We start from the raw sequence: 11,724 nt of genomic DNA, 5'->3' as shown, positions 1-11,724 counted from the left end.
ACGTCGAGCGAGGCGGTCACGCCTCGGCGAGGTCCTTCAAAGCGCCGGAATGCGTCGGCCGGGTTTCGTCGGCGGGGCGCAGCGAACGTGCACGACTCAGGCTCGCGGCGACGACCCATGCCGCGGCGGCGATGAATCCGGAGATCACCAAGCCGGTCCACTGAAGCCTGCTCGCGGGATTCGCGATCGCGGCGGGCAACCACACCAACAGCGTGAACACGCCGATCATCGCGGCTTCGAGCGTAGCCGCGAGCTCCGTCATGACGCCGAGCAACACACCGAGTCCCGCGGCGATGTGGCCCGCGCCGCCGAGGTACGCCCACCCCGTGCGATACGGAAGCCAGGACGGCACGAACGCAACCGTTTGCGGCAGATAGACGAAGTGCGACAATCCGATCGGCAGCAGGGCGACGGCGAACAGGTAGCGCGCGATGCGAAGCCCGTTCTCGCCGGTGGCGAAGCGCGGAGCGGAATCGCTTGGCTCGTCATTCAGCGACGCGAAGAGCGTCCAGCTGCACGCCAGCACGACGCAGATCTCACCCAAGCCGAGCCAGTTGACTTCGACGAGCGGCGCGGCGGCAACCTTCGGCACCTTGAGGAGAAGCACCCACAGCAGCGCGTAGAAGAAGAAAACGCGTGCCCCGATCGCACTCGCCCGCGCGGTGAGTAGCGCGAAGCCGCAGGCGAAGAGCAGGGCGCCGGACAGATACGCGAGAAGGCGTCGATCGGACACCCACGCAGGCACGGGCTGCCACTGCAGCGCAAAGTCGCCGTAGACGGCGGTCAACGCTGCGAGACCGACGAGAGCAACGGCGAATGTGAGCCGACTCGGTGTTTGCATGTGCGTTCTCGGCGTGGCGGAAGCGGTCGCGAGTTCAAACTTCAGCGACCACTCGTCCGGTCACGCCGCTGCGCCGACATGCACCAGCGCGGGACGAACCGAGACCGACTAGGGTTCAGCCGAGAGGGCGAGCCAGAGCGTGACCGTCGCGCCGCCGAGTCGCTGATGTCCGTTCGAACTCTCGCCTTCGACGGTGACGTCGCCGCCCAGCATCCGGGCGACGCGCCGGCTCACCGCGAGCCCGATTCCGAAACCCGGCGCGAGATCTTTCGAGGCGGGGACGCGCGCGTACTCCTCGAACACGCGCTCTCGCCATTCCGCGGGGATGCCCGGGCCGGAGTCTTCGACGCTCAGCGTGGACCAGCGCTGTCCGTCGCGCATCCGATAGCCGACATCCACGCGGATGTGTCCTCCCCGCGGCGTGTACTTGTTCGCATTCGACAGGAGGTTGTCCACGATGTGCCGTACCCGCGCGGCGTCGCCCATCGCGCGGCATTCGGACTCCGCGTGCAAGTCGATCGTCTGCCCTTTGCTGACGACGGTGAAGCTCTGATCGTCGACGGCGGCACGAGCCAGCGCGCAAAGGTCGATGGCCGTCGTGCTGAGCCGGATGTCACCCGTCTCGCTCTTCGCGACGGCGAGCAGCGACGCCACGGTGTCGCTCGCGCGGCGCGTGAGACGGCGAATTCGAAGCAGCGCGTCGCGTTGATCGGCTGGCTTGGTGATCCCTTCGAGCATCAAGTCGACGTTGCCCAGCGCGGCGCCAAGCGGATTCTGAAGGTCGTGCGAGATGCCCCGCATGAAGGCGCTCTTCTGATCCATGACCGCCGCGAGGGCGCGCCGGTCTCGGTCAGCCGCGACGGCCAGCTTCACGGTTCGTTGACCGGCGCGCACGATGAGCACGCAGGCGAGCAAGGCGAGCGGCGCGAGCACCACGGGCAGGAGAACGTCGACGCGTTCCCACCGTCGGACATCGAGGCGAACCGCGGCGGCCGACTGCTCCAAGAGCTCGACGAGATGGCGCGCCGCCATGAGCGCGGTGTCGGCGTCCATTCGCGCGGTATCGAGGACAGCCGCATTCGGCGACGGCGTCATCGACTCGACGTCGTCGTGCCACCGAGTCGCCGCTTCTCGATATTGCGCGAACCGCTCGAGCGCGTCGGCGTTCGAGCCCTCGAGCAGCGAGTCCAGAGCAAGCGCGCCCCGTCGTTCGGAGCGAAGCGCGGCGACATACCGCTGATCCGCGTTCGGGATCACCGAGGGCGCGCGCATGCCGACCGCGAACATCTCTTCGGCCAGGAACGACGCGACGTCGGTCGCGCGCAGCCGGGCGGGGTCGACGACCTCCGTGATCATGTTGCGCTGAATCCGGAGTCGGTTGCTCACGGCGATCGGCGCGATCACCAGCGTCGCGAGGACGGCGATGACGAAGACGAGCGGAATCCACATGCCGCGCGTCGAAAGCTCGGTCGGTGCCGGGTCCTGGCGGTCGGGCTCGGATTGATTGGCGCTCGTCGTGGCAGTCCCTCCGCGAAGCGGTCGTACCCCGGGTCCCGCCCGCGGTTCGCGAGCTCAACGGCGCAACACGACAAGCGCTCTTGCGTCCGCCTGGTGAAGCCCGATCTTCGACGGTGCCCCCACCACCTCCACGACTGCGAGGGTAGCAATGTCGAACCACACTCGCCTTTTGGCCGCCTGTTTTTCGTTGGCTGCCACGTCGGCCGCTATCGAATCTTTGTGCGCTCAGCAGGCACCGTCGGTCGACCTGAGCGCGTCCGCGTCCGCGTTACGATTTCGCTACATCGGCCCGGTCGGCAATCGGGTCGCGGCGGTTGCCGGTGTCATCGGCGACCCAAACGTCTACTACGCCGGCGCCGCGTCCGGCGGAATCTGGAAAACGGTCGACGCCGGTATCCACTGGACTCCGATCTTCGATGGAGAATCGATCTCCTCGCTTGGCGCTCTCGCCGTCGCGCCGTCGAATCCCAACATCGTGTGGGCCGGAACGGGCGAGCCGTGGATTCGCAGCCACATCTCGATCGGCAATGGACTCTACAAGTCGACGGACGCAGGACGCACGTGGACGCATTCCGGTCCGGATTCGGCGAGTCGGACCGGGCGCATCGTCATCGATCCGGTGAATCCGGACATCGTCTACGTCGCGGCGCAGGGGCACAGCTACGGACCCGAGCAGGAGCGCGGGGTCTACCGCACCACGGACGGCGGACGGACGTGGAGCAAGGTGCTGTTCGTGGACGCGAACACCGGTGCGATCGACGTCGTGATGCACCCGACCGACTCGAAGACACTCTTCGCCGCGATGTGGCAGCTCGAGCTTCACACGTGGGGACGCGAAAGCGGCGGCACGGGGAGCGGCATATACGTCACGCACGACGGCGGCGACCATTGGACGAAGCTCGAAGGGCATGGCCTGCCGACTCACGAGATCGGCAAGGTCGGACTCGCGATCTCGAAATCGAATCCGAACCGCGTCTACGCGCTGATCGAAACCGGCGACGGCAACCCGCTGCACGGGCGGCCTACGGACAACGGTGAGCTCTGGCGGTCGGAGGACGGCGGTTCGACCTGGCAGGTGATCAGCTTCGACCGCGATCTGGGGTGTCGTCAGCCCTACTACACACGCATGGCGGTCGCGCCCGACAATCCCGACGAGACGTATTTCCTGTGCGCGACCTTCAACCATTCGATGGACGGCGGCTCGACACTCACGGCGAACGGACGCGGCGGTGGTGGCGGGCGCGGTCGCGGCGGCGCGCCGCCGGCCGCCGAGGGAGGTCGCGGCGCCCCGCCCACGCCGGCGTTCACCGCGCCGGGTGGCGACAACCACGACATCTGGATCGACCCGACCAATCCGTCGCGCATGGTCGTCGGCAACGACGCCGGCGTCCAGATCTCGACGACGCGCGGGCGCACGTGGCTGCACGTGAATCTGCCGATCGCGCAGATCTATCACGTCACGGTCGACAACCGCGTCCCGTACTACGTGTACGGCAACAAGCAGGACGGTCCGTCGTATCGTGGACCCAGCAACAGCCGCGCGGGCGGAACTATTTCGCGCAGCGAGTGGCACGCGGTGCAGGGAGGCGAAAGCGGGTGGGCGACGCCCGACCCCGTCGATCCGAACGTCATCTGGTCGACGGCGTCGGGATCGGGCAGCCGCGGCGGCATCGTCGTGCGATTCGACGAGCGCACTCGCACCGGTCAGAACGTGGAGGTGTGGCCGCTGAGCACGGGCGGACACTCGGCGGCGGAGGTCGAGTACCGTTTCGTGTGGGACGCCCCGTTCGCGATCTCGCCGCACGACCACAACACGATCTACACGGGCAGCCAGTTCGTTCACATGTCCAAGGACGGCGGCCGGAGCTGGCGCGTGATCAGCCCCGACCTCACGCGAAACGACAAATCGAAGCAGCAGATGTCCGGCGGACTCACGCCGGACAACATCGGCGTCGAATACGGCGACGTCGTGTACGCGATCGCCGAGTCGCGCGCGCAAGCGGGAGTGATCTGGGCGGGAACCAACGACGGTCTGGTGCAGGTGACGCGCGATGCGGGCAAGACGTGGACGAACGTGACGGCGAACGTCCCCGGCATTCTGCCGTGGGGATCGGTGCGTCACATCGAACCGTCGAAGTACGACGCAGGCTCGGCCTACATCATCGTCGACGGGCACCAGGAGAACAACCGCGACCCGTGGGTCTATCGCACGAAGGATTTCGGTAAGACGTGGAAGCTCATCGTCACCGGAGTTCCGAAGAGCGTGGTGAGCTACGCGCACATCATTCGTGAAGATCCGGTGCGCCGAGGATTGCTGTACCTCGGTACGGAAGGCGGCTTGTTCGTGTCGTTCGACGACGGCGATCATTGGCAGGCGATGCAGCTCGGCATGCCGCACGCGCCGGTCTACGGTCTCGCCGTCCAGGAGCACTTCAACGATCTGGTCGTCGCGACATATGGGCGCGGCTTCTTCATTCTCGACGACCTGTCGCCGCTGCAAAAGCTGACGCCGGAAGTGACGGCGTCCGCCGCGACGTTGTTCGCGCCGCGGGCGGCGTATCGCTTCCGCGACATCGAGGCCAACGTTTCGCCGAACGACGATCCCACCGCGGGCACGAACCCGATCTACGGCGCGGACATCAACTATTGGCTCGGCAGCGGAGGGGGCACGGCGAGCGTGGCGATCGTCGACGCGGCCGGGAAGACGGTGCGCACGATTCAGGGCACGACGCGCGCGGGGTTCAACCGGGTGAACTGGGATCTGAGCAATGAGCCGTCCAAGACGGCGCGCATGCGGACCAAGCCGCTCTACGATCCCGAGTTCACGATGGACGCCGACGGCACGCGCCCGGCGCCGGGCTTCGGCACGTTGTCCGTCTTGATGCCGCCGGGACGTTATACCGTCAGACTCACCGCCGCCGGAAAAACGATGACTCAGCCGCTCGAGGTGCTCAAGGACCCGAACCAGACGGTCACCCCGCTCGACATGGCCGCGTCGACTGACCTGTTGAAAAAGGTTCAGGCGGACATGACGAGCAGCGCCGACATGCTGTTGTCGATCGAAAGCGTCCGTGCGCAGCTCGATTCGCTGGCGGCGCAGATCGGCGCCAATTCCGCGATGGCGGACGTACGCGCGCAAGGCGACTCGCTGGGACGAAAGTTCGTGGCGACCGAAGGGAACCTGATCGACGTGCGCATGACCGGCCGCGGGCAAGACGAGGTGCGGTATCCGGCCAAGCTCGGGGCCCAGCTCAACTACTTGGCGGGCGGCATCGCGGTGTCGGACTTCGCGCCGGCCGTACAGCAGCAGAGGGTCAGCCAGGTGTTGGCGAAGCAGGTCCGCGATACGCACGCCGCGCTGCAGAGCCTGATCAACACCGATCTGGCCAGGTTCAACACGCTGTTGCGCTCGCGGGGGCTCAAGACGATCGACGCGACGGTTCCGGCGGTCGTGTTCTAGGCCCTCGGGCGCGGAACGCCGTGCTCGTCGGCGGGATTCTATTCGGTGAACGCACAACCTCTGAGGAAGCCATGCGAAAAGTGAAGGTGGTGTTGGCGCTCGTACTGGCGGCGGCCGCCATTGCGGGCTGCAAGAAGGGCGGCGGCGGCTACATCCAAACCGCGCCGACGCCGGCCGTCTCGCGCTGAGCGGTCCGGGTTCGAGTTTCTCTGTATTAAAGAACTATCGCATATTAACAGGCGCGGACATATGTAGGCGAGCTGTCAGGGCCACCGCGGCCGCCCTCCGGGCGGCCGCGTTCGCTTGGGCGCATTACGGGGACACCGGGTGACCGGGATACCGGGACTGCGGTACAACCAGTCGACCCGTCTCGCCGATCCGGTATCCCGGTGCCCGGTTGCCCGGTAACCCGTTTCTACCGCAAAACAGCAATCAGAGTCAAGCGCCGGCGGCCGCGGGCGGAATACATTGCCCTCGTGAAAGCCGAGACGCGGTCCTTCTATGTGCGGGTCGTGCAGGGAGTGATCGAGCACGTCGCGCAGCACCTCGACGAGGCGCTTGCCCTCGACGCCCTGGCGACTCGCGCGTGCCTGTCGCCCTTCCATTTTCATCGGGTGTTCCGCGGCATGGTCGGGGAAACGCCCGTCGAGCTCGCGCGGCGGCTGCGCATGGAACGCGGCGCCTGGCAGCTGGCGAACACACCGTTGTCGGTCACCGAGATCGCTTTCAACGCGGGATTCGAGACCCACGAGGCGTTCACGCGCGCGTTTCGCTCGTGCTACGGCGAGCCGCCCTCTGACTTTCGCCGGCGCGGTGTGCGCCGCACCGAGCTGGCCGCCACGTGCGGCGTGCACTTCGATCAACGAGGCGTCGTTCCACCGTTCGTCCCGAGAGACTCAGGAGGCAGAACCATGGACGTCGAAATCAAGAAAATGCCCGAGCAGCGCGTCGCCGCCGTGCGCCACGTTGGACCGTACAACCAAATCGGCCAAGCGTTCGGCCGCCTCGGCGAGATCGCTGGCCCGGCCGGGTTGTTCACGAACCCGAACGCGGCGATGATCGCCCTGTACCACGACGACCCCGAGTCGACGCCCGCCGACGAATTGCGCTCCGACGCCGGCGTCGCGGTCGCGAGCGGCGTCGCGTTGCCAAACGAGCTCGCCGAGCATCGGTTGCCCGCGGGGCGCTACGCCAAGACGGTGCACGTCGGCTCGTACGAGACGCTGGGCGACACGTGGGCCCGCTTCCTCGGCGAATGGCTTCCCGAGAGCGGCGAACGACTGCGCGACGGGCCGAGCTACGAGCGATACGTAAACGATCCGCGAACGACACCGAAAGAAAGGCTGATCACCGAGATCTACGTGCCGATCGAAGGGCAGTAGAGTAACGGGCCACAGGGAAACCGGGTACCGGGAACCGGTTTCCTATTGCCCCTTTGGCAATCGGAAAATCGCCAGTTGTGGTTTGAGCGCAGCGGGAAGCGCCTTGCCTCCGGCGCCGGAGAATTGAACCGAGACGCTGGCGTCAGTCGTTTTCGTATCGAGGCGGAAGTAGGACGACGTGCCCGGGTCGAGCACGGCCAGCGAGGTATCCGCGGTGATCGGAAACAATGCCAGCGGATTGGGGGACGGTATGTCCGGCTCACCGCCTGACGTGATGTAGAGGCGATTCCAGAGCGCGCGAACGTTTCGCGTCGTGAACCGGTCGGCCGGCGGCGCGGTGCCCCGCGAGAGGCCAACCAGACTGTCGGTGTACAGCGAGAGCGCGAAGTTGGCGAAGAGACCCGGGAACGATTGGCCGCTCGACGATTCGATGTTCGCCACGCCAGTGAGAGAAGTCTGATCGAGCTTCTTGAAGATGCCCGCGCCCATTTGATCGCCGAGCCATCGCACGAGCAGCCAGTCGCCGCCGCGCCAGGAGAAGCCGTCGTCGTCGTCGCTGTGCAGCGTCACGCTCGCCGTGTCGGGTAGCAGTGCATACTGGTACGAGTCGTACAAGAAATTCTGCACGAATCCCTGCGACGAATCGGGGAAGAGCTGCGTCGGGTCGCTGCGGCAGGCCGTCCCCGGACACCTCTGCTCGTAGTAGAGCGACCCCAATTCTTCCGCCACGATGCTCAGCCCTTCGTCGAGCCATCCGAACTCGGGATTCGCATGGTGGACGATGACGTGCTGCGAGAAGTTGATGAGGTGCTGCAGCTCGTGGAGGAACGTGCCTGGGACAGCGAATCCGACCTCGTCGACGCTGTGCGAGCAGCTCGCAACGCCCGCCGGATCGGGCACCATCGCGTAGAACACCTCGCCCTGGTTCGAGTTCGGGTCGCCGGTGCCGCCCCCGAGGTCTTCGTCGTCGAAGAAGCCGGCGACGTAGCCCTGCGTTTGGCACGACGACGCGGTGACGAGCGCGTTCACGGCCGGTGTCATCAGCATGATGACTCGCCCGTTCTGATCGACGTCAGTCGGCGCGCCGAAGGCCGCCGTATCGATCGGGTACAAGGTCTGATCGAAGTAGGAGCCGAACTGCTGGAGCTGCGCCGCGGAAAAGCCGTTCGCGGGAGCGAGCGTGTCGATGTACACGAGCACGTTCGCGCCGACGAACGCCAACGTCGCGCCGGCCGACTTGAACGAGGTGCCGTTCGAGGCCAAGACGCGGAAGCTTCGGAGGCTGCCCAACGCGGGCGGCGGAGCGATGTCCAACGAGCGCGTGAGCGATGCGCTGGCTCGAGGTGAAAGCCGCGCGCTCATCGGCCACGCGCGGGACGCGAGGCGTACCCGCGCACGGGCGTGAAGCGCGTTCGAAAACCGGCGTTGCGCCGCTCCCGGCGCTCTCCGCGACGAGCGGATCGGCGAGATGCCAAGGGTCGGTCCGACAATGCGCGGCGACGGGAAACGGCTCGGCGCCGGCGACAAGGATGCGGAGACGGCGGTCCCCGAGCTGACGCGGTAGGCGACGAACGTGTCCGGGACGAGATCGACGGGGAACTGCGCCACGACGATGTAGCTCGCGCCGCCGCCGGCGAGGGTCACGGTCGTGCCTCCGTTGCTGCAATCGACACGAGCGGTCGTCGCTACGGCGAGCTGCAGCGTGCCGGTCTGTGAGCAAGGGGAGGAAGTGAACGTCGACGGGCCGGTGGGCGTCGTCGGCGCGGTGTCGGACGCGCAGGCCCACAGGGCGCAAAGCGCGGTCGGGGCGACGACACGACGGATTGTCGGGAGACGGAGGGCGATGCGAGTCATGGGTGCCGGCGAAAAAAGCGCGGTTGAGCGAGCTCGTGGACACACGACGCGCGCCGGCCCCCCGGGCGGCGGCGTCTCATTGCTGGTGACACGCCAGCCGTGCCGTGCCCCGGTCGTAGTACCAGCCCCGCAAACAAAATGTTGGGCCTGTTCGACGCTCGTGGCCCGAATCGCGCAGCACCCAACGGCACCCTTCCGTGGAGGAACCGAATGCCGGCAACGTCAACGGGCTACGAGACCATCGAGGTGCGCGCGCCGCAGACGGCGAAGGGAAAACTCATCGTAACGAGCGAAGCGTTTTCCGACGGCGACGAGATACCGATGAAGAATGTGTCGGACGGCGCCGGGGGCGGGAATCAGTCGCCGCAGATCTCGTGGAGCGGCGCGCCGCCGGGAACGAAGAGCTTTGCGATCACCTGTTTCGATCCCGACGCGCCGACCGGATCGGGATACTGGCATTGGCTCGCGTGGGGCATTCCGGCGTCGGTCACGAAGCTGGATGCAGGCGCCGGCACAGGGCGCGCTCCCGCCGGCGCGCAGAGCGGATACGGCGACTCGGGTACGGCGTCGTACGACGGGCCCGCCCCGCCGAAAGGAGACGGCGACCACCGCTACATATTCACGGTCTACGCGCTCGACGTCGACACCCCGAGAGGCGCCACGGACAAGACGACCGGCGCCGGAGTCATCTTCCGAATGCGCGGGCATCTCCTGGCGTCGGGATCGATCACCGGACGCTTCGGACACTGAGTCCGGCTCGCGAAAAGACACAACCCTGGAGTGCGGGTGGCACCCCAGGGTTGTTCGGCTCGGACGAGCCCACCGCGTGGGCTACCCGCTGGCCTCAGCGGCGCCGAGCCTTCCATGAGAGAACGCTACTTCAAGAATTTCGCTACGCCGCCGTGGTTCGAGCACGCGCCCTGGTGATGCGTCGCGTGTGAGTACGTGCCGTCTTTGCACTGTGCGGTCGCGTTGGTCGGGTCCTTGTTGTCGAGGCTGGAGGCCGTCTTCGTCGTCTTCGCCGCTTTGTCCGCGGCCTTGGACTCGCTCTTCTCGACCTTCGACTCGGCCTTCGATGCCGTCTTGGCCGCTGCCGCGTCGGCTTTGGACGTCTGGGCCGCCGTCTTCTCGGCGGCCTTGTCGGCGGCCTTGTCCGTGCTCTTCGCGGCCTTCTCAGTCGTCTTTTCAGCCTTGGCCGTCGCCGACGCGGCCTTGCTTTCGGCCTTGTCTACTTTGGCAGCGCCCTTTTTCGCGACGTCGGTCGCTTTGGCGTCTACGCCGCCATGGCCGGAACACGCGCCGCGTCCCGAGGCTACCGATGTGGTTCCGTCCTTACAGATCGTCGCGGCCGCGCCCTGTGCGGCAAGAGAGGCCGCCGTGGCGAGCGTGAGCGAGAGAAACGCACCGGCGAGAACGCCTACTCGAATTCGCATCGTGGAACTCCGGGTGGGAGACGTCGGCAGCGACGCGCTCGCGACACTGCGCGGTCCGACACGAGAAGAGACCCCACGTCGGGCGGGCGCGTCACGACGCGCGCTGTGTAATGCACGTCACACCGACGGCCGAGTCCTAGAACACGCGAATCGTCGCCGCGGATGCCCCGGCTCCGACCGCCACGCTGTCGCTAAGCGAGAACGTGCCGGCTTTGTACACGAACAACTGCGCCGGAAGGCTCGCCGTGCCGAAGAACGCCTGATACACGTTGCCCGCCCTGTCCGTCGTCGCGGCGAACGCGCCGCGGCAACCGCCGTTCGCCAACTTGGCGCAAAGCGCGTTGTCGGGCGACCGAACGAATGTTCGAGTCGTCGTGCTCCAGACGGCCGTGCCGAAGAGAAAACCGGAGATGTACGCCAAGCCCGAAGCGTCGACGTAGACCGCTCCCGGACCCACGCCGACGTTCGCGACGGTTGTTACGACCTGCATGGTCCCACCGTTGAGCACGGTGAGACTGCCCGGGCTCGAAAAATCACCCGTATTCACCACGTAGAGCAGACCGTCGGGGCCAACGCTGATGTCGGTCGAGTTCGTTCCGCCCATCGTCGCCGTTCCCACGACGGTCATCGTCGTCGGGTCGATCGCCGTCACGATCCCATTGCCGATCGGCTGAAAATTCTGGTCGAGATTCGACGACACGACGAATACGCGCCCTCCAGTCACGGCGATAGCCGTAGGCTGCGGCGCGACGGTCACCGTCTTCGTGATCGCGGCGGCGGTCTGACCCGTGGTGAAGCGGCCGACGACGTTGGTCAGGAGATTGGCCGCGACGACCGTCGTGTCGTCCACAAAAGCGGAACCGGTCGCATTTCCGGACGCGAAGGTGAAGAAACGCTTGACCGAATCACCCTGGAGATCGACCAGCGCGACCGAAGCCGCGTCGCCGAGCGGTACGGCGGCAACGCGGCCGCGCACCGACATGCCCGTGGGAGTGATCGTGGTGCTCGATCCGAGCGCCACTTGTTGCTGCGTCCCCGGACTCCCGTGCTGAAATAGCGTCAGGCTGCGCGCCAGAGAGTTGACGACGACGCCGACCTCGTGGTCGCCCGCCGTTCCGCCGAGAAACCCCGGAGCGACCGGAGCGGTGGTGTCGTCCGAGCAGCTGATGGTGAACGCGAGCGAGCCGAGGAGGGCAAGGGTCGCGAGACGAATGTTGTAGCGGTGCATGGATCGCC

Annotated in this window: 8 protein-coding genes; 3 read left to right on the top strand and 5 right to left on the bottom strand. The window is 66.6% G+C overall.

Annotated features, from left to right (window positions below):
* Window positions 1-16: 16 nt before the first annotated feature.
* Window positions 17-841 (bottom strand): DoxX family membrane protein, encoded by an 825-nt coding sequence (locus tag VGQ44_22200; protein ID HEV8449551.1) that lies wholly within the window; start codon window positions 839-841, stop codon window positions 17-19.
* A 108-nt stretch (window positions 842-949) separates the two neighbouring features.
* A complete protein-coding gene (locus VGQ44_22195) occupies window positions 950-2,290 on the bottom strand; it encodes a HAMP domain-containing sensor histidine kinase (GenBank protein ID HEV8449550.1) in 1,341 nt (446 codons plus the stop codon).
* Window positions 2,291-2,507: 217 nt separating this feature from the next.
* On the opposite strand from VGQ44_22195, the gene VGQ44_22190 reads away from it, so the two are divergent.
* Together VGQ44_22190 and VGQ44_22185 are read left to right on the top strand one after the other, a co-directional pair.
* Window positions 2,508-5,819 (top strand): hypothetical protein, encoded by a 3,312-nt coding sequence (locus tag VGQ44_22190; protein ID HEV8449549.1) that lies wholly within the window; start codon window positions 2,508-2,510, stop codon window positions 5,817-5,819.
* Between the two features lie 476 nt (window positions 5,820-6,295).
* Window positions 6,296-7,201, top strand: coding sequence for an AraC family transcriptional regulator (locus VGQ44_22185; GenBank protein HEV8449548.1), 906 nt, complete (start codon window positions 6,296-6,298; stop codon window positions 7,199-7,201).
* A 42-nt stretch (window positions 7,202-7,243) separates the two neighbouring features.
* Here the strand turns inward: VGQ44_22185 and VGQ44_22180 are convergent, their stop codons facing one another.
* The gene (locus tag VGQ44_22180) at window positions 7,244-9,055 is read right to left on the bottom strand and encodes a hypothetical protein (GenBank protein ID HEV8449547.1); all 1,812 of its coding nucleotides are present in this window, start codon (window positions 9,053-9,055) and stop codon (window positions 7,244-7,246) included.
* 210 nt (window positions 9,056-9,265) lie between these two features.
* On the opposite strand from VGQ44_22180, the gene VGQ44_22175 reads away from it, so the two are divergent.
* Complete coding sequence (locus tag VGQ44_22175) at window positions 9,266-9,805, top strand: YbhB/YbcL family Raf kinase inhibitor-like protein (protein HEV8449546.1); 540 nt, start codon at window positions 9,266-9,268, stop codon at window positions 9,803-9,805.
* Window positions 9,806-9,930: 125 nt separating this feature from the next.
* Here VGQ44_22175 and VGQ44_22170 read toward each other — a convergent pair whose 3' ends face one another.
* Complete coding sequence (locus tag VGQ44_22170; GenBank protein ID HEV8449545.1) at window positions 9,931-10,488, bottom strand: DUF3761 domain-containing protein; 558 nt, start codon at window positions 10,486-10,488, stop codon at window positions 9,931-9,933.
* A 136-nt stretch (window positions 10,489-10,624) separates the two neighbouring features.
* Window positions 10,625-11,716: a hypothetical protein gene (locus VGQ44_22165; protein HEV8449544.1), complete on the bottom strand. Its 1,092-nt coding sequence runs from the start codon at window positions 11,714-11,716 to the stop codon at window positions 10,625-10,627.
* Window positions 11,717-11,724 lie beyond the last annotated feature (8 nt).

Source organism: Gemmatimonadaceae bacterium, assembly GCA_036003045.1.
Lineage (GTDB): Bacteria > Gemmatimonadota > Gemmatimonadetes > Gemmatimonadales > Gemmatimonadaceae > JAQBQB01.
Note: the sequence above shows the minus strand (reverse complement) of the source record. Positions and strands in the feature narration are given on the sequence as shown.